This is a genomic window from Megasphaera stantonii, from assembly GCF_025567065.1.
GTDB lineage: Bacteria > Bacillota > Negativicutes > Veillonellales > Megasphaeraceae > Megasphaera > Megasphaera stantonii.
Window position 1 is genome coordinate 14,799 of sequence record NZ_JAOQKD010000025.1, and the last position, 23,461, is coordinate 38,259.

Annotated in this window: 23 protein-coding genes and 1 tRNA gene; 18 read left to right on the plus strand and 6 right to left on the minus strand. The window is 50.9% G+C overall.

All coding sequences use genetic code 11. The features are described 5' to 3' along the window. Window positions 1-5: 5 nt before the first annotated feature. The 16 genes from hutW to OCV58_RS10830 all read left to right on the plus strand — a co-directional run bounded on the left by hutW (window position 6) and on the right by OCV58_RS10830 (window position 17,789). A complete protein-coding gene (gene hutW, locus OCV58_RS10755) occupies window positions 6-1,559 on the plus strand; it encodes a heme anaerobic degradation radical SAM methyltransferase ChuW/HutW (protein WP_154877839.1) in 1,554 nt (517 codons plus the stop codon). A 185-nt stretch (window positions 1,560-1,744) separates the two neighbouring features. Continuing rightward, entirely contained in the window at window positions 1,745-2,569 is an 825-nt protein-coding gene (locus OCV58_RS10760; RefSeq protein ID WP_154877840.1) for a pyridoxamine 5'-phosphate oxidase family protein, read from the plus strand. 43 nt (window positions 2,570-2,612) lie between these two features. Then, window positions 2,613-3,545 carry a helix-turn-helix domain-containing protein gene (locus OCV58_RS10765; protein ID WP_154877841.1) on the plus strand — a complete coding sequence of 311 codons (933 nt, stop codon included), beginning with the start codon at window positions 2,613-2,615 and terminating at the stop codon, window positions 3,543-3,545. 48 nt (window positions 3,546-3,593) lie between these two features. Then, complete coding sequence (locus OCV58_RS10770) at window positions 3,594-4,373, plus strand: ZIP family metal transporter (RefSeq protein ID WP_154877842.1); 780 nt, start codon at window positions 3,594-3,596, stop codon at window positions 4,371-4,373. A gap of 154 nt (window positions 4,374-4,527) precedes the next feature. Further along, window positions 4,528-5,493, plus strand: coding sequence for an ABC transporter substrate-binding protein (locus tag OCV58_RS10775; protein WP_107195898.1), 966 nt, complete (start codon window positions 4,528-4,530; stop codon window positions 5,491-5,493). Beyond that, window positions 5,493-6,503, plus strand: coding sequence for a FecCD family ABC transporter permease (locus OCV58_RS10780; protein WP_095629846.1), 1,011 nt, complete (start codon window positions 5,493-5,495; stop codon window positions 6,501-6,503). Before OCV58_RS10775 ends, OCV58_RS10780 begins: the two co-directional genes overlap by 1 nt. Beyond that, entirely contained in the window at window positions 6,500-7,288 is a 789-nt protein-coding gene (locus OCV58_RS10785) for an ABC transporter ATP-binding protein (RefSeq protein WP_154877843.1), read from the plus strand. Before OCV58_RS10780 ends, OCV58_RS10785 begins: the two co-directional genes overlap by 4 nt. A 127-nt stretch (window positions 7,289-7,415) precedes the next feature. After that, entirely contained in the window at window positions 7,416-9,473 is a 2,058-nt protein-coding gene (locus OCV58_RS10790) for a TonB-dependent receptor plug domain-containing protein (protein ID WP_154877844.1), read from the plus strand. 24 nt (window positions 9,474-9,497) lie between these two features. Further along, window positions 9,498-10,439 (plus strand): ChaN family lipoprotein, encoded by a 942-nt coding sequence (locus OCV58_RS10795; protein ID WP_154877845.1) that lies wholly within the window; start codon window positions 9,498-9,500, stop codon window positions 10,437-10,439. A 104-nt stretch (window positions 10,440-10,543) separates the two neighbouring features. Continuing rightward, the gene (locus OCV58_RS10800) at window positions 10,544-12,256 is read left to right on the plus strand and encodes an ABC transporter ATP-binding protein (RefSeq protein ID WP_154877846.1); all 1,713 of its coding nucleotides are present in this window, start codon (window positions 10,544-10,546) and stop codon (window positions 12,254-12,256) included. A 302-nt stretch (window positions 12,257-12,558) separates the two neighbouring features. Then, window positions 12,559-12,855: a DUF2325 domain-containing protein gene (locus OCV58_RS10805; RefSeq protein WP_087477103.1), complete on the plus strand. Its 297-nt coding sequence runs from the start codon at window positions 12,559-12,561 to the stop codon at window positions 12,853-12,855. A 29-nt stretch (window positions 12,856-12,884) separates the two neighbouring features. After that, entirely contained in the window at window positions 12,885-13,127 is a 243-nt protein-coding gene (locus OCV58_RS10810; RefSeq protein WP_095629852.1) for a FeoA family protein, read from the plus strand. Window positions 13,128-13,132: 5 nt separating this feature from the next. Next, window positions 13,133-15,505, plus strand: coding sequence for a ferrous iron transport protein B (gene feoB, locus OCV58_RS10815; RefSeq protein ID WP_095629853.1), 2,373 nt, complete (start codon window positions 13,133-13,135; stop codon window positions 15,503-15,505). A gap of 94 nt (window positions 15,506-15,599) precedes the next feature. After that, complete coding sequence (locus tag OCV58_RS10820) at window positions 15,600-15,785, plus strand: FeoB-associated Cys-rich membrane protein (protein ID WP_087477100.1); 186 nt, start codon at window positions 15,600-15,602, stop codon at window positions 15,783-15,785. Between the two features lie 209 nt (window positions 15,786-15,994). Next, window positions 15,995-16,780, plus strand: a complete 786-nt coding sequence (locus OCV58_RS10825; protein WP_087477099.1) for an electron transfer flavoprotein subunit beta/FixA family protein — start codon at window positions 15,995-15,997, stop codon at window positions 16,778-16,780. A gap of 13 nt (window positions 16,781-16,793) precedes the next feature. Beyond that, entirely contained in the window at window positions 16,794-17,789 is a 996-nt protein-coding gene (locus OCV58_RS10830; RefSeq protein WP_087477098.1) for an electron transfer flavoprotein subunit alpha/FixB family protein, read from the plus strand. A 109-nt stretch (window positions 17,790-17,898) separates the two neighbouring features. Here the strand turns inward: OCV58_RS10830 and OCV58_RS10835 are convergent, their stop codons facing one another. The 4 genes from OCV58_RS10835 to OCV58_RS10850 all read right to left on the minus strand — a co-directional run bounded on the left by OCV58_RS10835 (window position 17,899) and on the right by OCV58_RS10850 (window position 20,602). Next, the gene (locus tag OCV58_RS10835; RefSeq protein WP_154877847.1) at window positions 17,899-18,183 is read right to left on the minus strand and encodes a DUF6506 family protein; all 285 of its coding nucleotides are present in this window, start codon (window positions 18,181-18,183) and stop codon (window positions 17,899-17,901) included. A gap of 141 nt (window positions 18,184-18,324) precedes the next feature. Continuing rightward, on the minus strand, window positions 18,325-19,143 hold the full coding sequence (locus OCV58_RS10840; protein WP_267312906.1) for an aldo/keto reductase: 819 nt from the start codon (window positions 19,141-19,143) through the stop codon (window positions 18,325-18,327). Window positions 19,144-19,194: 51 nt separating this feature from the next. Beyond that, on the minus strand, window positions 19,195-20,337 hold the full coding sequence (locus OCV58_RS10845) for an alpha/beta hydrolase (protein WP_267312907.1): 1,143 nt from the start codon (window positions 20,335-20,337) through the stop codon (window positions 19,195-19,197). 10 nt (window positions 20,338-20,347) lie between these two features. Then, window positions 20,348-20,602 carry a hypothetical protein gene (locus tag OCV58_RS10850; protein WP_107195907.1) on the minus strand — a complete coding sequence of 85 codons (255 nt, stop codon included), beginning with the start codon at window positions 20,600-20,602 and terminating at the stop codon, window positions 20,348-20,350. A gap of 179 nt (window positions 20,603-20,781) precedes the next feature. Here OCV58_RS10850 and OCV58_RS10855 point away from each other — a divergent pair, with 179 nt between their 5' ends. Next, window positions 20,782-21,684 (plus strand): LysR family transcriptional regulator, encoded by a 903-nt coding sequence (locus OCV58_RS10855; protein WP_154877848.1) that lies wholly within the window; start codon window positions 20,782-20,784, stop codon window positions 21,682-21,684. Between the two features lie 52 nt (window positions 21,685-21,736). On the opposite strand, the gene OCV58_RS10860 is transcribed toward OCV58_RS10855, so the two are convergent. Both OCV58_RS10860 and OCV58_RS10865 read right to left on the minus strand, forming a co-directional pair. Then, window positions 21,737-22,003, minus strand: coding sequence for a hypothetical protein (locus OCV58_RS10860; protein ID WP_154877849.1), 267 nt, complete (start codon window positions 22,001-22,003; stop codon window positions 21,737-21,739). A 325-nt stretch (window positions 22,004-22,328) separates the two neighbouring features. Continuing rightward, window positions 22,329-22,412: transfer RNA gene (locus tag OCV58_RS10865), tRNA-Leu, on the minus strand. A 252-nt stretch (window positions 22,413-22,664) separates the two neighbouring features. Here OCV58_RS10865 and OCV58_RS10870 point away from each other — a divergent pair. Next, window positions 22,665-23,288 (plus strand): ECF transporter S component, encoded by a 624-nt coding sequence (locus tag OCV58_RS10870; RefSeq protein WP_240924630.1) that lies wholly within the window; start codon window positions 22,665-22,667, stop codon window positions 23,286-23,288. Window positions 23,289-23,461 lie beyond the last annotated feature (173 nt).

A 23,461-nucleotide genomic window follows, 5' to 3' on the forward strand; every position in this document is an offset into this window, starting at 1 on the left:
TTCCTATGAGTTTAGAAGAATTATTTCACAGCCTGCCGCCAGAGCAGCGCATTTTCCAATTCGGTGCGGAAACGGACAGCCCGCTGACGGACGCGTTTCCGCGCAAACGCGTCGTTCATGCCGGCCTGCACGGCACGGTTGTCCCGCCTGATGAATCACAGCAGGTTTGGCAGCGCATCATGGCGTCTGCACCGGCTAAAAAGGACATCCAGACGGCGTATATACATATTCCGTTCTGCAAGACCAAATGCCTGTACTGCGGATTTTTTCAAAATGGGACGAATCAGGACGTAGAAGATCATTATGTGGACTGCCTGATTCAGGAACTGGAAGCCTCTGCCGACTTACCGCGCTTAAAGGACAGCCTTATTCATGCTGTATTTATCGGCGGCGGTACGCCGACATCCTTGTCTCCGAAAAATGCCGGACGGCTGCTGCAGGCGATTTGCCGCTGCCTGCCCTTGGCCAATGATTACGAGCTGACTTTGGAAGGGCGTGTTCATGATCTAGTACCGGAAAAGATGGACGTTTGGCTGGCAAATGGTGTAAACCGCATGTCTTTGGGCGTTCAGTCCTTTCATACGGATATCCGCCGTTCTGTCGGACGACTGGACGATGAAGAAACGGTATTGAAAAATCTGCGGAGCCTTCTCGATTACAACCAGTGTGCTGTCGTCGTCGACCTCATTTACGGTCTGCCCGGTCAGGACATGCAGGTCTGGAAGGAAGATTTGGATCTGCTGATTCAGTCCGGCGTAGACGGCGCTGATTTGTATCAGCTCAACGTTTTTGACGGCAGCGATTTGAATAAGGCCATTGCCCGCGGCGCGCTGCCGCCGGCAGCGACGACGGATTACCAGGCCGGCATGTTTGCCTTTGCCAAGGCCTATCTGGAACAGCGGGCGTATCGCCGCCTGAATGTCTGCCATTGGAGCTGCAGCAACCGTGAGCGGAGCCTGTACAATACACTGGCCCGCTCCGGTTCGTCCATGTTCCCCTTCGGCAGCGGCGCTGGCGGCAGCGTAGACGGCTATTCGACGATGCTTCACCGGGCCATTGCACCGTATGAAATGTTTGTCGAAGCAGGCAAAAAGCCCTTTATGGCTCTCATGAAGCAGTCGCCGCTGCAGCCGATTGTAGATGCGGTGCAGAATCAGCTGGAAATGTGCTATATGGATTTAAATAAAATATACGCCTTTGACGACAAGCTGAAAGATCTGGAATGGCTGTATAAGCTGTGGGAAATACGCGGTCTTGTAACATATAACGGCGTCATGTATACGCTGACGGATGCCGGTCAGTTCTGGCAGGTCAACATCACGCAGACGACGCTGGAATGCATCCAGTACCTCATGACTGGGAAAAATGCCATGGTGATGGAACGCGTAGCTGCGCAAGATTCGAAGAAAACTGCGTCTATGGTAGAGGCCATGAAGCGGATGAAAGCTATGAGCGGCACGCCCAGCGTGGAAGCTATGAAAAAAATGGCTGAAGCCATGCGCCATATGAGTCAGGATGAGATTCAAGCCATTATGAAGCAAATGAAAAATCACTCATAGATAGCTGCACTCCTCTGTGTAAAGACTGCAACGAAGATCTGTTGCAGTCTTTGCCGTATCTAATCGCGTGAAAAATATAACATATACGCAAGTGTGATATTGACAATCTATATCATAAAATTTATAATAAAGAGTAGGAGATATGGAAAATTGGCTGCGTGACAATCCAGAAGGGGGAAGCAATCATGAATACTCTTTGCCTATATTACGAAAACGCTGCGGCACGGCGCGTTGCCGTCATGATCGGCAGTATACTCAGCATGAGCCGGTATGCGGAATGCAAGGAAGACGTATTGCTGCGTCAATATAAGCGAATTTTGCTGGTTTTGACGGAAAAACAGGCGGTACAGCCTTTGACAGAGGTCGTACAGCATGCGGAGCCGGATACAACATGGGGAATCATTGTCATTGGTGATGATGAATTGTCGGTACAGAGGCTGCGCAGTCAGGCTGAAATGCTGCTGAAACGGCCTATCGCTTTGTCTGCGTTTATTCCGGCGAGTGACGTTACAGAAGGGGTCATACGTGCTGCTGAGACAATACAGCCGCCTCCGGCTGCTGTACCGGACAGCGACAGTACGGCATGGCAGGCATTAGAAACGTTCCTGACGAGTCATACTACGGGCGTTTTAGCTACCGGATGGGGACGGAATATTCGGACGACGCCGATTGAGTACGTATATTGGCATAAAAAGATATACCTGTTCAGCGAAGGCGGACGAAAATTTGCGAATATATACCGTGATCCGCATGTCAGTTTTTCCGTATGCGAGCCATTTTCCGATTTTTCCCATTTGGCAGGACTGCAGATGAGCGGCACGGCACAGATTCTCGAACCACAGGACGAAGGCTATGCTGCGGCAGCGGCGGCCAAGGGTATTGCTGAAGAACGGCTGCGGAAAATGCCCGTCGTCCTCCATGTCATTGAGATTTCTCCGTCTGAAGCTGTCTTTCTTTGGGGGCAATTTGCCAGAGAGGGAAAAGCTGTGCGTCAGGTATATCGATTTTAATTTAAATTAGAGCTGGTTATTCAAGAAAGGGTGCAGTATAATAATGGATACTATGCGGATGATCGAATCTTCTGAAGAGAGGGTTGTGTTTGAAATACAAAATAATACGGGTACGGCACGTCTGACGTCATATCCCGTATATCCGGGCATCGATCTCGTCTATATAGACGCGCATATTGAATCCTTTTCCTGCCGGAGCCATCCCGTAACGCAGGGCTTGTTCGCTGTCAATCATTGTGAGGAAGGCCGTATAGAATGTAATTTTCAGAACGGCGAATTTCTCTATATGGGGCCTGGCGACATGTCTGTCGGCTGGCGGCACCACCAGGAATATTGTCATTCTATTTTCTTTCCTTCGTCTCATTATCATGGCCTGTCTATTTTATGCTCTGTATCCAAGGCGCAGCCTGTCGTTTCCCGGCTGTTGGAGGACGACGGCGATTTGACGGCCTTATGCAACCGTTTTTGCCGGGAATCGGATTTCGGCCTTATTATGAAAGAAAACAATGACATGCAGCATTTGTTTGAAGAACTGTACCGTGTGCCGGAAGGTATTCGACGCCGGTATTGCCAGCTTAAAATCTTGGAAATATTTTTGTTCCTCGGGACAATCGAGCCGGAACGAAACCAATACGTTTACGTGACGAAGCGGCAAGTTGATATCGTTAAGGCGATCCATTTGGAACTATTAGAAAATCTGACGACAAAGAAACGAGTAGAAGAACTTGCCGCAGAGCATCATATTGCGCCGACGACGTTGAAGCGGTGCTTTAAAAGCGTTTACGGCAGCTCCATCGGCCAGCATTTGCAGGAACTACGGGTCAGCGAGGCGATGCGCATGCTTGCCGAAACGGAAGACAGCATCCTGCAGATAGCCAATCGCGTAGGTTACGCAAACAGCAGTAAATTTTCCGTGCTGTTTCAGAAAATGACCGGCATGCTTCCGCGAGAGTACCGAAAATCATTGCGAAAATAAAGGGCAGGCAGTACTGTGCGTTTCGGCGGATAGATTGAGGAGGGCGTTATGACCGATATTGCCATTGGGCTTTTCATTCCCTTTTTAGGGACGGCCTTGGGAGCAGCATGTGTGTATGGTATAAGAGGTTCGCTGCCGCAAGGCATACAGCGGGCTCTGACAGGATTTGCAGCTGGTGTGATGACTGCTGCGTCGGTATGGAGTCTGCTCATTCCAGCTATGAATCAAGTCTCTTCATGGGGGAAATGGGCCTTTGTGCCGGCGGCTGCCGGTTTTTGGCTCGGCGTAGGCATGCTGCTTCTTCTAGACCGCTGGGTGCCGCACCTTCACCTGAACAGCGATGAGCCGGAAGGGATGCGGGCTCCTTTGAAAAAGACGACTATGCTCGTATTAGCAGTAACGCTGCACAATATTCCTGAAGGGATGGCTGTAGGTGTCGTATACGCTGCGTTTTTGTCAGGACAGGAGGGGATGAGCCTGGCCGGCGCCATTGCTTTATCGCTGGGCATTGCGATCCAAAATTTTCCGGAAGGCGCGATTATTTCTATGCCTCTGCGCTCTGCCGGCCTGTCGTCTCATCGGGCCTTTGCCGGAGGGATGCTGTCGGGCATCGTCGAGCCCGTCGGCGCCGTCGCGACGATTTGCCTGACCAGTCTCGTTGTGCCGCTGCTGCCGTACCTGCTGAGCCTGGCTGCCGGTGCGATGATGTACGTCGTCGTGGAAGAACTGATTCCGGAAATGTCTTTCGGAAAACATTCTAACGTTGGCGCTCTTTCCTTTTCGTTAGGGTTTACCGTCATGATGGCTCTGGATGTCGCTTTAGGATAATTATTATTTATTAACATAACGAAATGGGTTATTTTTATGTCTATTTGGAGTAGAAAACAAGGAAGAATCCTGCTATAGTTATAGATAGTGATTATCATTTCTTTAATAAAATGCAACTCATATCATATAACGTATGTCTTGGGGAGGGATTTGATTGCGCAAAGTAATTTTATATGTCGCAGCAGCTTTTGTTATCTGCTTGTTCGGCGGCATCGTATACATGATGACGCAGGGCGGAATAGCAGCGTCAACGGCAGCCATGCGGCAGGTGACGGACAGTACGGGTGAGACAATGGAGATCCCGGAGCATCCGCAGCGTGTTGTCTTTTTAAATGCGTCCAACATGGATATGTACGTTGCAGCCGGCGGAGCGTCGCAGGTTGTCGGCAGGCCGACGTCGCAGTCGCTGTCGCCGGAACTGGCAAAAGCCGTCGCTGACGTGCCGGAAATCGGCATTATTCATTCGCCGAATATCGAAAAAATATTGTCCTTAAAACCCGATTTGGTCATCGGCGTCAACGTGCCGTTCCATAATCAGCTGCGGGAAACGATGAAGCAGAATCATATTCCGCTGTATATCAACTCGCTGGACAATTACGAGGACACGCTGAAAACGATGAAGTTTTTTGGCGAATTGACCGGCAATACGGCAAAAGCCCAGGAAGAGACGGACAGAATTGTCAAGCAGTGCCGTGATGCTGTCGCTATGACTGAAGGCAAGACGGGCCCGCGGACACTGATTTTGTTCAGCAACCCGGACAGCAACAGCATGGCCAGCAGCGAGACATTTTCCGGCGATTTGCTGCAGCGCCTTCACGGTGTAAATATTGCCGAACTGGATACATCCCTGACGGGCCAGTTTATTCCTCTCAGTTTGGAATACGTCGTCAAGCAGGACCCGGAAGTCGTCTTCATCATTTCCATGGGTAATACACCGGAAAATCTGGCTCGCTTCAAGGAACAAATGCAGACGAATGAAGCGTGGAGTCAGACGTCGGCAGTTAAAAACGGCCGCATTTATGATCTGCCTATGGAGCTGTTTACTGTCAATCCGGGCAGCAACATCGGCGAGGCTATGGAATATATGGCAGATTGCCTGTACGGGCAGGGAGGTATCTGATGGAGCGTGCCGTAGAACAAGATAACCGCGGCGTCGTCCGCATGACGACGCTCTGCGCCGGACTGATACTGCTGATGCTGTCTCTGGCATTAGGCATTGCCGCCGGCGCGGTACATATCTCTTTGTCGGATATATATCAGGCCGTCGTCGCGCCGGGACAGACAGATAACTACCGCATTATTTATACGCTGCGCATGCCGCGGGCAATCTGTGCGGCCTTAGCCGGCGCTAACCTGGCCTTGTCGGGATGTATCCTGCAGGGAATTCTGCGCAACCCGCTGGCTGACCCGGGTATTATCGGCATTTCGGCCGGCGCCGGTCTGGCGGCCATGGCCCTCATGCTTATTGCGCCGACCTTTACGAGTTTCGTACCCTTTGCAGCCTTTATCGGTGCTATGTTTGCCGCGGCTGTCGTCTTTTTTCTTGCCTACGAGCGGGGCGTCAATCCGCTGCGTCTCGTCTTAGCCGGCGTAGCCGTGGCGGCGTTTTTTGGCGGCGGCATGACGGCCCTGTCGGTATTTTTCTCCGATAAGATTCAGGGAACCGTATCGTGGATGGCCGGCGGCTTTGCCGGAAGCAACTGGTCGTACGTCCGCATGATTCTGCCGTACAGCCTGCTGGGCATCGTCGGGACGCTATGCTACTACCGAAGACTCAATGCTCTCCAGCTGGGCGATGACGTAGCTAAAACGTTAGGTGTTAATACGGAGCGTACTCGTGCTGTCCTCGTTGCTTTGGCGGCTCTGCTGGCCGCATCGGCAGTCAGTGTAGCCGGTCTGCTTGGCTTTGTCGGTCTCATCGTGCCTCATGTCATGCGCCTTATCGTCGGCTCGGACTTTGAAGCCCTTCTGCCGTGCTCGGCATTGTTCGGCGCCGTATTGGTCGTCGTAGCCGACGTAGCGGCCCGGACGCTGTTCAGTCCTGTAGAAGTGCCTGTGGGCATTTTCATGTCCTTCATCGGCGCGCCGTTCTTCTTATACTTGCTGAAACGGAGGATGGGTCAGTCATGAGTACGATTACGACAAACCATTTACGCCTGCAGTACGGCGAACGAGTTATAGCGGAAGACCTGACCATAGCCTTTGACAAACCGGAAATCGTGTCGATTATCGGCCCGAACGGCTCAGGTAAATCAACGCTTCTGAAATCACTGGCACGGCTTCTCGTGCCGACGGGCGGCGCCGTATATCTGGACGGGCAGGATCTCAAAGACGTATCGATGGATAAGATTGCCCGGACGATTTCCATGCTGCCCCAGTCGGCCAGCGCACCGGGCGATATGACTGTGCGGGATCTGGTGACCTACGGCCGCCTGCCCTATCAGGGATTATTTTCAAAACTAAACGATTTAGACATTGCGGCTATTAACAGCGCCTTGAAGGCGACGGAAATGGAGCCGCTCCAGCATAGCCGCTTGTCGGCCCTATCCGGCGGTGAACGGCAGCGGGCTTGGCTGTCCATGGCCTTGGCCAAGGAGCCGCAGATCCTGCTTCTCGACGAACCGACGACATATCTGGATATCCGCCATCAGCTGGCCCTGATGGAGCTCGTCGTGCATTTGTATCAGACCATGCACATTATTGTCATCATGGTCATGCATGACCTGAACCACGCGGCCCGCTACAGCCATCGCCTCGTCGCCGTAAAGAAAGGAAATATCGTGGCTGACGGCCCTGTAGCCGATGTGTTCCGGCAGGATATACTGGAGCCTCTTTACGGTATCCGCGCCGTCGTCACGACGGTACAGGAGGAAAACGGCTCGTATCTGGCCTGCTTCCCGTATGCTGCCGTATAAATTCGGTTAATAACGCTTTGGCGTTTATTATACATATCTTTTATTCATTTCATAATAACGTACTCTGTCATCAGGAAAATATTCCAGACAGACACCATGTTCAAAGATGAAGGGGAGGTTTTATTTCATGGATTCATTTTCATCATCTAAAAAACGTATGCTGACCACAGCCGTATTGTGCGCTCTAGGCGGCAGCCTGCCGGTCATGGCCGCGCCTGCTGACGGCGACGTCGTGCGGACAAAAGACGTCATCGTTACGGCGACTCGTACGGAAGAAGAAGTTAAAGTTGTTCCGCAGAATGTAGAAGTCATTACGTCCGAAGATATTGAAAAACTCGGAGCGACCGACGTATATCAGGCGTTGAAACTAGCCAGCAACGTCGATGTGACCCGTGCCGGCATGGCAGGCCACAACGTCATGATCCGCGGCATGAGCACCAATCACACGCTGATTTTAGTCAACGGCATGCGCCGCGCCGGCGAAGATACGAGCGTTACGCAGAATGTATACGCCCTGGACCGTCTCAGCTTATCCGATATCGAACGCATCGAAATTGTCCGCGGCCCGGCGTCGGCTCAGTACGGCTCGGATGCTCTCGGCGGCGTCATCAATATCATTACGAAGAAATCCGGCGTAGAACCGTCCGTTACAGTTGGGGCATCGACCGGCACGAGCAGTATCAATAACTACTACCATATCAATTTCGGCAAGCAGGGAAATTTCAGCGGCAGCTTGGATATGCGCTTTTCTAAATTAAGAAAGCAAATGTTTGAAGACTCCGACGGCAGCAATTACTACGGCCCGACGCAGGACTTCCATTTCGACGGCAATTTCGACTTGGGCAGAAATCAGAATTTGAACGTAAATTTGGGATATTATCATGAACAAACAGCGGCCGATTATGTTGACGAATCAATGATGGGGTTTGTTACCAGTAGGGATAAAAAGGAATGGTATGATTTTTCCCGTAAAGATTTTAGTTTAGCGTGGACTGGTAAGACCCCTAAAAACGACTGGATGATTCGGACGTATTATAGCTATTTGGATAAAGACAATAATTTATATAATAACCGGCCTTCGTTAGGTATGATGGAAGGTATGCTTGGCGGAATGTTCCCGAAATACGACTGGGACAAGTCGAAATATAAATTATTTGGTATTGAAGGCAAGGATACCATGGCTATTGGTGAAGACCACCTGCTGACCTTCGGCGCTGAATACCGTACCAATAAAGTAGAAGGTACTCGTATGGGCGATGGCGGCGATAACGTCCATAGTGAAGATCGCTGGGGAAATGGCGTTCTGAAAACCAAAGATTATTCAGAAAAAGAAGTCGATACATATGCCGCTTATATTCAGGACGAATGGATGGTCAATGATAAGCTGCTGATTATTCCATCTGTCCGTTATGACCACGACAGCTCGTTCGGCGGAGAAACGACGCCTAAAATTGGTGCGACTTATTTCCTTAATGACCACAACCGTTTCAAAGCGAACTGGGGCAAGAGCTTCAAGGCTCCGACAATCAGCGAATTGTATATGAGTATGACTCGTGCTATGGGGCCGGCAACGGTAACTGTTTTGGGGAATCCTGATTTGCAGCCGGAAGAAGCGGAATCGTGGGATATTAGTTACGAATACGACGACGACAAAACGTGGGGAAAAATCACGTATTTTGAAAACGACGTCAAGAACTTGATTACATCTCATGCCTTAGATGCCGATGGATATGTCAATGAATATATCAACGTCAACAGAGCACAAATCAATGGCGTGGAATTGGAATTGGGACATCACTTCAATAAGAATTGGACAGTCAAGGCGACGAGCAACTGGTTAGATGCCGTTGATAAAGCTGATGATTCTCGTTTGGATAATCGTGCGAAGAATATTACGACGCTCCAGCTCATGTACGATGACTTAGATCCTTATGGATACAGCGTCGTTTTGTGGAACCAGTGGGTGAATAAATATCGCTATACTACTGGCGGAACGATGGGTGGAATGAGCGGAAACAGCGAATCAAAAGACGCCACGTATTCGACATTCAACGTAACAGTTAACAAAAAATTCGGTAAGGGAAATCGTATTTTTGCCGGCTGCGATAATATTTTTGATGAAAAGAATACGAACGCCTACCTCTATGGACGCACATGGGTAGCCGGCGCAGAATGGACGTTCTAATTTCCAGCAAAGCAGGAATTTCTCATGAACATATCACGTACACTACGACTCCTCTCCCTCTTGACGGCTATGACCGTCTTCTCTGCGGCGGGAATGGCCGGGGCTGCTGCTCCGGCTCCTGCGGCGGAGAAGGCTCCGGCCGTCCTGTGGATAGACGGAGCGACACAGAAAGCCGTATCGACAGCAGAGATGCTGGACGGCTTAAAAGAGTATCAAGTTATCTTTTTCGGTGAATTTCACGACAGCCAGCCTATACATGACGCCGAGCTGGACGTGCTGAAAGGCTTGCATGACCTGCACGGCGATAAGCTGGTTTTATCCATGGAAATGTTTGAACGGGACGTACAGACCACGATGGACGATTATTTAGCCGGAACGCTGAGCGAGGAGCTGTTCTTATCTCAATCGCGGCCTTGGCCGCAGTACAGGACGGCGTATAAGCCTCTGGTAGATTTTGCCAAGTCTCAGGGCCTTCCCGTCCTGACCGGCAATATTCCCCGGCGCATGGCTGCGGCTTATGCTAAGGCTGGCAGTTTAAACGGCATTGCCGAAGCCGATCGGCTGTATCTTCCTAAGGTGCATAAGGCTGGCTCGGAAGCCTATCGGGCTAAGTTCGCCGCGACGATGGCTGCCATGAACGATATGCCCGGCGGTATGAAGGTGACCGAAGCGATGGTACAGCCTATGTTCATGGCCCAGTGCCTCAAGGACGACGCCATGGCCGAAAGCATAGCGGACTATCTGGATACTCATGGCGACGCTGTCGTGTATCATGTCGTCGGTAATTTCCACAGCGAAGGCCATTTGGGAGCCGTAGAAAAGCTGCACGGCCTGCGGCCTGACTTAAAAATTGCCGTCATCAACGCCGTACATTACGACCCGGCAGCTGAGTCGGCAGCAGACGCTGCCAGTGATCATGCCGACGGCGGCGAATACTTAGCATTGGAAACGGCTCACGGGGCATAAATTACAAGTTTCACCGTATAGATTTTAACAGGGGCTTGCCGAAAGGGGCTGTCCGCCATGGAGCGGCTCCTTGGGCAAGCCTTGTTTTTTATGGAGGAGGATGCATGAAGCGATTATGGGCGTGTTATGCGCCGTATCATACCATCTTATTCTTCGTCATTGCCGGCTCGGTTCTGACGGCAGGGCTGGAAATTTCCTTTCCCATGATTGTCCGTTATATCCTGGAGGATATCCTGCCTGCCGGCGACATGCTGCGATTAGTGCATACGGCAGCTGTTTTGTTTATTCTTTACGTTGTCTGTCTGTGCTCGTCCTTCTGCGTGTCGTACTTTGGCCGCAGTATGGGCACGCACATCGAAAACGACCTGCGGTGCCGCCTGTTTTCCCATATCGAGTCAATGAGCTTTTCGTTTTTTGACAATGCCAAGACTGGGCAGCTCTTGTCCCGCATTATCAGCGACATTTCAGAAATAGGCGACTTGGTGTTTCAGATGCCGAATCTCATTATGGTCTGCCTGATTACGATGTGCGGCAGCGCTTTTTTTCTGTTTTATATCAATTGGCAGCTGGCTATTTTTGTTTTATTTCTCATTTTGCTGAAAACGGGGGGAACAATGATTCTCAATCGCCGCATGAAGGAAACCTTTCGCACTGCCAGAGAAAAAATGGGGCTCGTCAGCTCTCAGGCTATGGAAAGCCTGAACGCCATCCGCCTCGTCCAATCGTTCTGTAATGAAGCTGTAGAGCTGAAAAAGTTTGTCGCCGCCAGCGACAAGCTGCGGCGGGCCCAGCAGCGGACCTTTATGTTTGAAGCCTATCTTACGAGCAGCGTCATCTTTTTTTCCAATCTGACCAACCTGGTCATCATCGCCGCCGGCAGCTTTTTCATTATGCTCGGCGTCATGAGTCTCGGCGATCTCGTGGCCTTTCTCATGTACCTCATGGTATTCATCAGGCCGATTATGCAGCTCACCATGCTGACAGAACGGTATCAGCGAGGCTTAGCCGGATATCGGCGATATGAAGAACTCATGGCTATCGAGCCGGACGTTGCCGATAAGACGGACGCCGTCGAAGCCGGCGTGATAGAAGGCCGTGTGGCTTTTGAAGATGTCAGCTTTTCCTATAATGGGAAGGACCTGGTGCTGCGGCGGTTTTCCTTGGATATTCCCCGCGGCAAGACGGTCGCCATCGTCGGGCCTACCGGCGCGGGAAAATCCAGCGTAGCCAGCCTGCTCCTGCGGTTTTACGACATTCAGTCGGGATGTATTACTCTGGACGGAAGGGATATCCGGCAGTATACGCTGGCGTCACTGCGGCGGAGCATCGGCATTGTGCAGCAGGACGTATTTCTCTTTTCTGATTCGATTCGTGAAAATATTGCCTATGGCCGGCCCGATGCGACGGAGCAGGAGATCATCGAAGCGGCAAAGCTGGCTGACGCCCATGAATTCATCATGAAGTTGCCCGACGGATACGACAGCGCCATCGGCGAACGGGGCGTCAAGCTGTCAGGAGGGCAAAAACAGCGCCTGGCTATTGCCCGCGTTTTCCTTAAAAATCCGCCTGTCCTTATTTTGGACGAAGCGACGTCGGCCCTGGACAACGAGACAGAGCGGAAAATACAGCAGGCTCTGCAGGATTTGTCCCATAACCGGACGACGTTGGTCATTGCTCATCGGCTGGCGACGATCCGCCACGCCGACAGCATCGTCGTCTTGACAAAGGAAGGTATTTGCGAGCAGGGAACCCACGGCGAGCTCATGGAACGCAAGGGGCTGTACTATGAGCTGTACATGTCGCAGTTTGACAAATAAAAGCTAGCTGCAAAGGAAACTCGTTCCATTGCAGCCGGCTTTTTTATTTGTGTGAAACATAACGAACAAAAGGGAAACTGTATTTGCCTGATAAAGAGCCGCAGCGGCATGTACAGAAAATAATAAGAGGGATTGCCTTTTTTATATAATTTTATTTTACAAAATATGATAGTGAAAATTAGTATAAAGTGTTGACAGATGATATGTATTTTTGTATACTAATGCCATGGTAATGAAGTTTGTTATCAAAATCAGAAGGGATGTGTGAGTATTATTTACGGCGCGCGAAAGGAGCGAGGTAAATGAGTGTCGTCATAGTTGGTGGAAACGATTGTATGGTGTGTCAATATAAAAATATTTGTAAAAAGTATTCTTATAAAGCTAAGGTTTTTACACAGGTTCCGAGCGATTTCAAATCGAAAATCGGCTCGCCGGACCTGGTTGTATTGTTTACGAGCACCGTTAGCCATAGTATGGTGCGCTGCGCCCTCAAGGAAGCGCAGCGGAAGAACGTAGAAGTCGTTCGGTCCCATACGAGCAGCGCTAACTCGCTTAAAATTATATTAGAATCCCGGACAGAGCGCGGCCGATGCGGCTAGGCGTTTCGTCGGGAAAGGGAGGCAGCAACATGAACATTGTCACATTGGCAGATTTGCATGTCGGCGATTCGGGTGTTGTCGAAGCCCTGCAGGGCCGCGGCAATATCCAGCACCGGCTGGTGGACATGGGCGTCGTCAAAGGTACCCGCATTACCGTAGTGAAGAAAGCCCCGCTGGGTGATCCCATCGAGGTCAAAGTGAAGGGATGCGCCTTGGCGCTGCGCATGAATGAAGCAGCTATGATCAGCGTAGCTGTAGAAGGGGGAAATTAGTAGGTATGGAACAAGCGGAAAAGATAAAAATCGCCCTCGCTGGGAATCCTAACTGCGGGAAGACGACAATTTTTAACAACATCACAGGCGCGAAGCAGCACGTAGGGAATTACCCCGGCGTTACAGTCGAAAAGAAGGAAGGCCATTGTTCTTTCGGCGGCAAAGAGCTGATGTTTGTCGATTTGCCGGGCACATACAGCCTGACGGCTCGCTCTCTTGACGAAGTCGTAGCCAGAAACGTCATCATCAATGAAAAACCTGATATTATCGTAAACGTATTGGACGCGTCCAATTTGGAACGCAACCTGTATCTGGCTGCTCAGCTCGTTGAATTAGGCCGTCCTGTCGTCGTGGCCCTGAACATGATGGATATTGCCGAACGCATGGGCGTCAAAATTGATTTAAAGAAATTGGGCGAAGAGCTCGGCGCCGTCGTCGTTCCCCTTATCGGCAGCAAAAATATAGGTACGAAAGACCTTTTAGTGGTTATTGCCGATGAGAATAAGACGCAAAATCTTGTTAATGCTAAAGTGGATTACGGCGCAGACGTAGAACCGTATGTCCAGGAATTGACGGACGCTATTAATAAAACCGGCATCATTGATTATCCTATTCGCTGGCTGGCCGTCAAGCTGTTGGAAAACGATGCAGATGTCTTAGCTAAAATTAGAAGTATGGACGGCATGCAGAATATCCTCAATTTAGCGTCGAAGATGCGCAACGACTTGAAGGATAAAATCGATTTGGATTTCTATTTTGCCCAATGCCGCCATCAGTTTGCTGTACAGGCCTTCAATCATTCCGTCATCGCTGTCGGGACAGGTGATACGTTGTCCGATAAAATCGACCGCGTCCTGACGCATCGGGTGTTAGGCATTCCTATTTTCCTGGCGTTGATGTGGGCTATGTTTACGGCGGTTATCGATATCGGCGCCTATCCGCAGGAATGGTTGGATACGCTGTTCGGCATGCTTGGCGACTGGCTTAGCGGCGTCATTGCCGACGAACAGATTCGCTCCCTTGTCGTCGACGGCGTCGTCGGCGGTGTCGGTTCGGTTATGAGCTTCGTGCCCCTTATCGTTATCTTGTATTTCTTTATCAGTTTGCTGGAAGACACGGGGTATATGGCCCGCGCCGCCTTCCTCATCGACCGCGTCATGCGCGCCATGGGGCTGCACGGCAAGTCCTTTATCCCGATGATCCTCGGCTTTGGCTGCACCGTTCCGGGCATTATGGCCGCTCGTACGCTGGACAATGAAAAGGATCGCCTCGTTACGATCTTCGCTGCGCCCTTCATGAGCTGCGGCGCTCGCTTACCTGTCTATACTTTGCTCATCGCGGCCTTTTTTGGAGCCTCCGGAAACGGCGGTACCGTCTTATTTGGCATTTACCTGTTAGGGATTATCGTTGCGATTTTAGTTGCCGTCGTACTCCGTCATACTCTTTTTAAAGGTGAAAAAGAACCTTTCGTCATGGAATTGCCGCCCTATCATATTCCGACGGTAAAAGACGTGCTCATGCATATGTGGGAACGGAGCGTATTGTACCTGAAAAAAGCCGGTACCTTTATTCTCGGCGCGTCCATCATCGTTTGGTTCTTAACAGCTTATCCCATGGACGTCGAATACTCTCAGGATTTTGAAGCGGCCCGGGCAAACGTAGAAGAACAGATGGAAGTACAGCAGGCTGCCGTCCTTCAGGGCTACGGCATCGCTTCTCTGGAAGATAATGCGGAATTAAACGGCATGTATGAATCGATGATTGCGGCGGCGGAAGCTCCGGAAGAAGCGGAAGGCGAAGAAGCTGCATCTGAAGAAACGGTTGCGGCAGAAGAACCTGCATATCCTGCCGGCTTTGCCGCCTTACAGGAACAGAATCCGGCCGTATATGCTCAGGCCTTGCCTCTGTATGATTTGAAGGTTGCCGCCGACGACAATATCGCCCTTCTCGACGAACAAGAAGCGTCGGAAAAAATTTCTCAAAGCTATGCTGCTACCATTGGTCATTTTATTGAACCGGTCATCGCGCCTCTCGGCTTCGACTGGAAAATCGGCGTAGGCATCGTCGCTTGCTCGGCTGCGAAAGAAGTCATGGTTTCTACGCTGGCTACGATTTACAGCGTACAGGCTGACGAAGAAGACCAGGAAAACCTCGTAACGTATTTGCAGGAAGACCCGAGCTTTAACCCGGCTGTGGGCTTGGCCCTGATGGTATTTACCCTGCTGTACATGCCCTGCGTCGCGGCCATGGCGGTCATCAAGCGCGAAACAAACTCCTGGAAGATGCTGTTCCTCTTAAACGGTATGTGCGTCGTTCTCGCCTATGTATTGGCATTCGTTACGTATCATGGGTCTTTACTGCTTGGCTTAGGCGCATAAATATATTCTATACTATACTATATGCAAATGGTGGTTGGCGCCTGGCGTCGGCCACTATTTGCACATCTATTATTTGCAGAAGGGAGCGGGTATCATGACCCTTTCCAATATTATCATCGCCGTCGTCGTACTGGCTGCCGCGGCATACATCCTTCGCCATGTTGTCGGTTTGTTTAAGGGAACGAAAGGATGCTGCAGCGGCGGATGCTCTGGAGGCTGCCCGTCGTGCTGCGCGGCGGAGAAAAAAAGTTCGGAGAAGCAAAAGCCAGCGGAAAAATAAGAAAAAAGGCTTTGGAGATACTCTCCGAGGCCTTTTTCCTTATGGCTGTGCAGGCAGTTTTTGTATAGGAGGATTTGAAAATTTCCTGCTAGGTATATTTTTTGTAAAACTAATAAATAATATCTATTATTAGTTGATTATTTCTTAAAACTATGTCATAATATAGAAAGAAACAAACCAGTATTCAGCAACACGAAGGAGGTTCGAATATGAATATCGTAGTTTTGGTAAAACAAGTACCTGCCGTTTCAGATATCCAAATCGACGCAAAGGACCATAATCTCGTCCGCGTCGGCGCTCCGTCCATGCTCAATCCCGTGGATATGAACGCTATCGAAGCGGCTGTAGCCGTTAAAGAAGCCGTCGGCGGCACCGTTACCCTCGTGACGATGGGGACGGCCCTGGCCGGCGAAGTCATGCGTCAGGGCATCGCTATCGGCGCAGACAAAGGTGTTCTCGTTTCGGATGAACGGATGGCAGGCTCAGATACATTGGCAACAGGAAAAATTTTGGCGAAAGCGATTGAAAAAATCGGCGGCGCTGACTTGGTCATTACAGGCAAGCGCTCGACCGATGGCGATACGGGCCAGATTCCTCCGGCCGTGGCCCAGCATCTGGGCATGTCCCTCTTGTCCTACGCCGAATCGATCGCTGTCGACGGCGGCGTCGTCAAAGGCACGCGCAAAGTCAACGGCGGCATCGAATCGGTAGAAGTTACCTTGCCGGCGGTGTGCTCGGTCATGGAAACGATGAACACGCCGCGCCAGCCTAAGGTCAGAGGCACGATGATGGCGAAGAAAGCCGTATTCGACGTCCTTCGCCTGGAAGATTTGGGCCTGGATGCTCAGGAAGCAGGCAAAGCCGGCTCGGCTACGCAGGTTACGGAACTGTTCGCTCCCGAGCCTCATCCCGTCGGCACGATGATCAGCGGCGCTACAGCTGCAGAAGCCGCCAAGAATCTCGTCGGCACATTAGCGGAAAAGAAATTGTTATAAGGAGGGCCGTATCATGGAATTGAAACAAAATGTCTGGGTTTACGTTGAAGTCGCAGATGGAAAGGTAAGCCCCCTCAGCGCTGAATTATTGGGCAAAGGCCGTGAATTGGCCGATGCCCGCAACAATACATTAGTCGGCCTCGTCGTAGGCGATGAAAAGGCCGCGCAGGATGTGATTTCCTATGGCGCCGACGCCGTCGTAGTCGTCAACAATCCCGAATTGGCGGCCTTTGATTCGGTATTATACACGAAGGCCGTAGAAGAAGTCGCTAAAAAATACGAACCGAGCGTTATCCTCATCGGCGCGTCCAATAACGGCCGCGATTTGGGCGGCCGCTTATCTGCCGCAATGAATTTGGGCCTCGTCGCCGACTGCATCGACGTCCGCTATGAAGGCGACGACGATACGCTGACCTGGATTCGTCCGGCCTATACGGGCAAGCTGTTCGTCAAGATTTTGACGACGACCCGTCCCCAGCTGGCTACGATCAGCGACAAGATTTTCCGCGGCAATGGATTCGACGACAGCCGCAGCGGTGAAATCATTACGGAAACCGTTGATTTGGGCGGCTTGAAGGCCGTACAGAAGGTCACGGCTTTCGAAGCGCTGCCAGCCGACGTTGCGGAACTGAGCCTGGAAGAAGCAGAAATTGTCGTCGGCGCAGGCCGTGGCGTAGGCGATGAAGAAGGCATGAACAAGGTAAAAGCCTTCGCTGAAGCGATCGGAGCCGGATTCGGCGTATCGAAGCCCCTCGTCGACAACGGCTGGGCCTTGCACGATATTCAGATCGGTATTACAGGCAAGAAGATTGCGCCGAAGATTTACATTGCTCTCGGCGTATCCGGCGCGATTCAGCATAAATTAGGCGTTCAGGATTCGGACATCATCATTGCCGTCAACACCGATCCCGACGCTCCTATTTTCCAGTTTGCTCATTACGGCATCGTCGGCGACCTCTTTGAAGTCATGCCCGTACTGGAAGAAGAAATCAAAAAGATGAAGGCCTGATAGCTGCCTGACGATTCGTCGGCAGAGGCCGATGATACAGAACTTCATATGAGACGATAAAAAATGGACTGCCCGTCATGCGCTGGCAGTCCATTTTTTATCGTTCCTATTATGCGGAGAAGGTAGCTTGATACAAGGCTTCCTGTTCGGGAAGGTGCGTTGCAAAGCCGATGGGAATGGTATTTCCCGTCGCGTCGATGATTTTCTTGGCATTCTCCGGCCCGAAGGCTCCGCACAGCTCGATGCAGCTGATTCCCTGTTCCTGCAATTCTTTGGCGACGGCGATCGCGTCCTGCACGTCGGCGACGCCGATTACCTGTACCATGCCGTCGTGTATGGCGGCGCGGTCTGTCCGGCTGTCGAACGGGCCCATTACTAAGTATGCAAATGTCATGGCAGCCTCCTGTAAGTTAATGAATATGTATTTAGTATGGCCTGCGGCGGCGCAGGTTGTCAAGAAAAACGACAAAGAAGAGAATCGTGCTCGTTCTTTGCCGTTTAGTTGTGCATGATAAGTTTTATGATGACATTGCGTCTAATCGTACCAGCCGAATAAGCTGCGTTCGCCTTCTAGGGACTGAATTTGCCGCAAGTCCTCGTCGGATAAGGAAAAATCGAAAATGTCGAGGTTTTGTTTCAGCCGGTCGGCATGGCCTGATTTGGGAATGGCGACGACGCCGCGCTGAACGAGGAGGCGCAGGCCGACTTGAGCCGCCGTCTTGCCGTACTTTTTGCCGACGGACTGCAATATAGGATTGGTAAAGAAATGGTTCTTTCCGGCTGCAAAGGGGCTCCATGCTTCCATGCGCGTGCCGTGTCGTTCGAGTACGGCCTGCAAATGCTTTTGCTGATAAAAGGCGTGGGCTTCTACTTGATTGACTGCCGGAATGACGCCGCAGGACTGAATGAAGTTTAAATAGCGGGCGGCGCTGAAATTGGAAATGCCTAAAGCCCTGATTTTACCGTCTTCATAGGCCTCTTTCATGGCTTCATACATTTCGAGGGACGAGCTGTAAGGCTCGTGGATCAGCAGCAGGTCGATATAATCGGTCTGCAAAGCCTTAAGGGACTCCGTAATGGCGGCTTTGGCTTTTTTATACGTCGTTGTGGGCGAGTAGAGCTTCGTCGTGATAAATACTTCTTCCCGCGGCACGCCGCAGATTTTCAGGGCATTGCCCAGCTCTCTTTCGTTGCTGTACATTTGGGCCGTGTCGAACAGGCGGTAGCCCAGGTCGACGGCTTCGCAGACGGCGCGCTCGCAGTCCGCGCCGTGGAGGGCGTAGATACCCAGGCCTAATATCGGCATGGATACGCCGTTATTCAGGATTATAGAGGGAATGGCAGTCGTATGCATCGGTAATACCTCCCTTGACGTCTGTACAGATGCAGTGGTGAAACGAGATAATTAGGATAAATTGGCTCGGAAAAATTCCGTCATTTTATCAAAGGGAATCACGTCGGTTTTATCATATAAATCGGTATGAACTGCGCCGGGGATGATCAGGAGTTCTTTATTATCGCCCTTTAATTTGGCATAGGCGTCGCGGCTGAAGTAGCACGAATGGGCTTTTTCGCCATGGAGAATCAGGACGGCATTGCGGATTTCATCGGCATACTGCAGGATGGGCATGTTCAGGAACGACAGGGACGACGTGACGTTCCAGCCGCCGTTGGAATTGAGCGAACGGGGATGATAGCCGCGGCTCGTCTTGTAATAATCGTAGTAATCTTTTACGAAGAAGGGGGCGTCGGCTGGAAGTTCGTCGGGAAGTCCGCCGGCTAAGGCATAGGAGCCTTTTTTGTAATCTTCCGTGCGCTGGGCGTTCAAGGCTTTGCGCTTTGCGTAGCGCGCTTCTTCGCTGTTTTCAGCGTCGAAATAGCCGTTGGCCGTCACGCGGGTCATATCGTACATCGTCGAGGCGACGGTTGCTTTGATGCGCGTATCGATAGCCGCGGCGTTCAGGGCCATGCCGCCCCAGCCGCAAATGCCGATGATGCCGATTTTTTCCGGGTCGACGTTATCCTGAACGGAGAGAAAATCGACGGCAGCCTGGAAGTCTTCTGTGTTGATGTCCGGCGAGGCGACGTATCGCGGCTGGCCGCCGCTTTCGCCGGTAAAGGACGGGTCGAAGGCGATGGTCAGGAATCCTCGTTCGGCCATGGCCTGGGCGTACAGGCCCGCAGCCTGTTCCTTGACGGCGCCGAAGGGCCCGCAGACGGCGATGGCCGCTAACTTGCCTTCATAGCGCTTTGGTTCGTACAGGTCGGCGGCGAGGGTAATGCCGTAGCGGTTGTGGAATGTGACTTTGCGGTGGTTGACCTTATCGCTTTTGGGGAATGTTTTATCCCATTCTTGTGTTAATGTCAATTGTTCTTCCATATAGGTTGCCTCCCTTGTAAGTTGTCTTTTCATTTCATTTTGTGTCTTTGCAGCCGGCGATGCGGCCGCATCTGCTGTGTCGTCGGCGGCGAAACTCGTCGCGCAGCCGGCGAACGCCATGACGGCCAGGGCTATCCGAAGTTTCTTAGCTAAAGTTGTTCGTTTCATATGTACCTCCTCATACATGTTCATCAGTCGGCTTGTCCTCTTTTTTCATGGCGTAGACCATGTAGTCGAGGCAGTCGATTTTATACTGCGTATGATGTAATTCCTCGAGCAGCTCCGCCCGATGGCGAGCCAGCAGCAGATACTGTTCCTTTCGCTTTTTTTGCTGAGATAGGCTGAGAAATTTCTGAATCAGGGAAGGGGCGAATCCGGCGTCGGACAGATTCCGTTGTATCTTGAATATATCGGTTTCTGCGGCTGCGGTCATTCGAGGTCACCTCCTTGCTGTCTTTATTGTAACGCCGATGCGGATATATAGCTAATGCTTTGATTTTATCTCATGATATACTTGACAGGCATTTCATAAGAGGCCATAATGAAAATTAAAAGAAGAACTTAAAGATATATAAAGAACACGACGGCAGCAGTGATAGAGGAGGAGAGAGCATGGAACTGAGAGTGCTTCGGTATTTTTTAGCCGTAGCCCGCGAGGGGAACATTACGGGGGCGGCAAATTTTCTTCACCTGACGCAGCCGACATTGTCGCGGCAGATTAAGGACTTGGAAGAAGAATTAGGCTGCCAGCTCTTGGTGCGAAAAAGCCATCGCGTCGTCCTTACGCCGGAAGGGATGCGGCTGCGCAAACGGGCGGAAGAAATCATTTCCATGGTCGACAAGACGGAAGCAGAGTTTTTGGCCAGGGAAAACGCCGTAAGCGGCGATATTTACATCGGCGGCGGCGAGACGCAGGCTATCCGGCAGATTGCCGAAATCATCCGGGAGCTGCAGGAGGAATATCCGGATATTCATTATCATTTGTACAGCGGCAACGCCGAAGATGTAACCGAACGGCTGGACAAGGGGCTTCTCGACTTCGGCATCCTGATTCAGCCCGCCGATATTTCCAAGTACGATTACATCAATTTGCCCAGCAGGGACCGCTGGGGCGTTATCATGCGAAAGGATAGCCCCATGGCAGCCAAAGAGAGCATTCGGAAAGAGGACCTTCTCGACGTGCCTCTCATCTGCTCGCGGCAGGTCATGACACAGCGCCGGACGGAAAATGAGTTTGCCGACTGGTTCGGCGACGATTTTGACAGACTCCATGTCGTGACGACGTTTAACCTCGTGTACAACGCGGCCATTATGGTGGAAGCCGGCATAGGATATGCCGTGACCCTTGATAAGCTGGCCCATACGTCGGAAGACAGTCCCCTTTGTTTTCGCCCGCTGATGCCGCCATTGGAGTCGGGCATGAACGTCATCTGGAAAAAGTATCAGGTGTTTTCGCCGGCAGCGGAGTTGTTTTTAGAGCGAATGAACGAGGCTTTTGGCAGAGAGGGATTGTAAAACGGCAAAAAAATACTCTGCAGTGTATGCAGAGTGTCAAATGCTGTATATTCTAATGTATAAATTGAAGCTGTCTCATTTCATGGACTGCCTTATTCATGAACAACGCGGCAGCAATCAGGGAAATGCCGGAGCCGGCTGCGGATACGAAAATATTGCGGAAGGTTTGCGATACGAGGGAGAAGACTCCTAATGCATGCAGCATGCCGTTCATAACGAATTCAATGGCGATACAGGACACAAAGAGGGCGATGAAAAATACGGCTACGGACACCGGCGAAATTAATACGTAAGGCAATATAAATTTAGCGAATTTCATAAGGCATTCCTCCTAAGAAAACCATTTCAGTACTATGTTGCTGCGCAGTATGGGATGTTCCTATAGTATATACCTGTTTTCTCAAAATGTCTATAGTAATTGAGAATAAAATTGATATGAATTTTGAGAATAACGAGATACGATGTGGGCATATTAGTATATGGAAAAAAGATATTTTTAGGATTGCAACGACGGCAGCACCGGTGCGGGAGAATATAAGGGTTGCTGATGCTCTGGTGATGGGGGCAAAATGATGTCAAAGACACCAGATGTTGTGGGGACAACGAAAAAAGACAGAACCAGCAACTGCTGATTCTGCCTGAGTTGGTGCGAGTGAAGGGACTTGAACCCTTACGTCGTACGACGCCAGATCCTAAGTCTGGTGCGTCTGCCATTCCGCCACACTCGCTTATATGACAGGCAATAGTTTACCATATTTCGGACTTCTTTTCAAGCTTGTGGCAATTTTCACAAATTTTGCAAAATCTATTGGCAAGGGACAGCAAGTATGATATACTACGCATGGCTGTTGCAGGTCTGTATGCGTTATGGTCCGGTTGGCATCGGAAGAGCGGGACTGGAAGAGGGCCTGAAAGCAGTGCTGTGATACGATATGCGACTTGTATCTTTGTTTTGAAGAGCGAGAACGGAGGAATTATGTATGCAAAAAGAAATGGGTGTCAAAGCGCCGGGCGGCGTCCGTAAACGGGCCTTGCTGACGACGCGGGAGCTGACTATCGTCGGTATGCTGTCGGGAATTACGATGTTGTTAGGCCTGACGGGGTATGGATTCATTCCCCTGCCGCTGATGAAAGCGACGATCCTGCACGTGCCTGTTATTATCGGCGCTCTAGTAGCCGGGCCGCGCGTCGGCGTTATGGTTGGCTTTATCTTCGGCTGTTTCAGTATTTTCCAGGCGATTACGACGCCTGTCGTATTGTCCTTCGCCTTTTTAAATCCGCTGATTTCCGTCGTTCCCCGCGTACTGATCGGCTTGGGGACCTATTATGTGTATAAAGCCGTATGGAAGGCGATTCACAAGGAATCGTTCAGTCTGGCTGTTGCCGGCTTTATCGGATCGGTCATCAATACGGTCGGCGTTATGGGCGGTATTTACTTGATTTATGCAAAGGACTTTGCCGAGCTCCGCAATATTCCCCTGGATAACGTCGTCAACATCATCGTAGGCGTCTGCCTGTTCAACGGGATTCCCGAAGCCGTGGTGTCGGCCATTATTACCGTGCCGGTGGTCATCGTGCTGAAAAAGGTTATAAAGAATAGATAAGATGTGATTTTCAAAGTGAACTGACCCCCAAAAGTTAGACCAAAAATCTAACGATGGGAGGTCAGTTTTTTTAGGTTAATTGTAAAATGAATTTGAACAGGTAATCAAAAAACAAAAATCCATAGTGAAGCTTCATGTTAAAATGGTTTTGCGAGAAATCATCAACAAAGGAG

Coding starts and splice junctions, on each gene's coding strand:
- OCV58_RS10830 (WP_087477098.1), top strand. CDS start 16,794: ATGGAATTGAAACAAAATGTCTGGGTTTACGTTGAAGTCGCAGATGGA.
- OCV58_RS10800 (WP_154877846.1), top strand. CDS start 10,544: ATGAAGCGATTATGGGCGTGTTATGCGCCGTATCATACCATCTTATTC.
- OCV58_RS10870 (WP_240924630.1), top strand. CDS start 22,665: ATGCAAAAAGAAATGGGTGTCAAAGCGCCGGGCGGCGTCCGTAAACGG.
- OCV58_RS10795 (WP_154877845.1), top strand. CDS start 9,498: ATGAACATATCACGTACACTACGACTCCTCTCCCTCTTGACGGCTATG.
- OCV58_RS10805 (WP_087477103.1), top strand. CDS start 12,559: ATGAGTGTCGTCATAGTTGGTGGAAACGATTGTATGGTGTGTCAATAT.
- OCV58_RS10845 (WP_267312907.1), bottom strand. CDS start 20,337: ATGAAACGAACAACTTTAGCTAAGAAACTTCGGATAGCCCTGGCCGTC.
- hutW (WP_154877839.1), top strand. CDS start 6: ATGAGTTTAGAAGAATTATTTCACAGCCTGCCGCCAGAGCAGCGCATT.
- OCV58_RS10790 (WP_154877844.1), top strand. CDS start 7,416: ATGGATTCATTTTCATCATCTAAAAAACGTATGCTGACCACAGCCGTA.
- OCV58_RS10825 (WP_087477099.1), top strand. CDS start 15,995: ATGAATATCGTAGTTTTGGTAAAACAAGTACCTGCCGTTTCAGATATC.
- OCV58_RS10770 (WP_154877842.1), top strand. CDS start 3,594: ATGACCGATATTGCCATTGGGCTTTTCATTCCCTTTTTAGGGACGGCC.
- OCV58_RS10760 (WP_154877840.1), top strand. CDS start 1,745: ATGAATACTCTTTGCCTATATTACGAAAACGCTGCGGCACGGCGCGTT.
- OCV58_RS10820 (WP_087477100.1), top strand. CDS start 15,600: ATGACCCTTTCCAATATTATCATCGCCGTCGTCGTACTGGCTGCCGCG.
- feoB (WP_095629853.1), top strand. CDS start 13,133: ATGGAACAAGCGGAAAAGATAAAAATCGCCCTCGCTGGGAATCCTAAC.
- OCV58_RS10860 (WP_154877849.1), bottom strand. CDS start 22,003: ATGAAATTCGCTAAATTTATATTGCCTTACGTATTAATTTCGCCGGTG.
- OCV58_RS10835 (WP_154877847.1), bottom strand. CDS start 18,183: ATGACATTTGCATACTTAGTAATGGGCCCGTTCGACAGCCGGACAGAC.
- OCV58_RS10780 (WP_095629846.1), top strand. CDS start 5,493: ATGGAGCGTGCCGTAGAACAAGATAACCGCGGCGTCGTCCGCATGACG.
- OCV58_RS10785 (WP_154877843.1), top strand. CDS start 6,500: ATGAGTACGATTACGACAAACCATTTACGCCTGCAGTACGGCGAACGA.
- OCV58_RS10850 (WP_107195907.1), bottom strand. CDS start 20,602: ATGACCGCAGCCGCAGAAACCGATATATTCAAGATACAACGGAATCTG.
- OCV58_RS10840 (WP_267312906.1), bottom strand. CDS start 19,143: ATGCATACGACTGCCATTCCCTCTATAATCCTGAATAACGGCGTATCC.
- OCV58_RS10855 (WP_154877848.1), top strand. CDS start 20,782: ATGGAACTGAGAGTGCTTCGGTATTTTTTAGCCGTAGCCCGCGAGGGG.
- OCV58_RS10810 (WP_095629852.1), top strand. CDS start 12,885: ATGAACATTGTCACATTGGCAGATTTGCATGTCGGCGATTCGGGTGTT.
- OCV58_RS10765 (WP_154877841.1), top strand. CDS start 2,613: ATGGATACTATGCGGATGATCGAATCTTCTGAAGAGAGGGTTGTGTTT.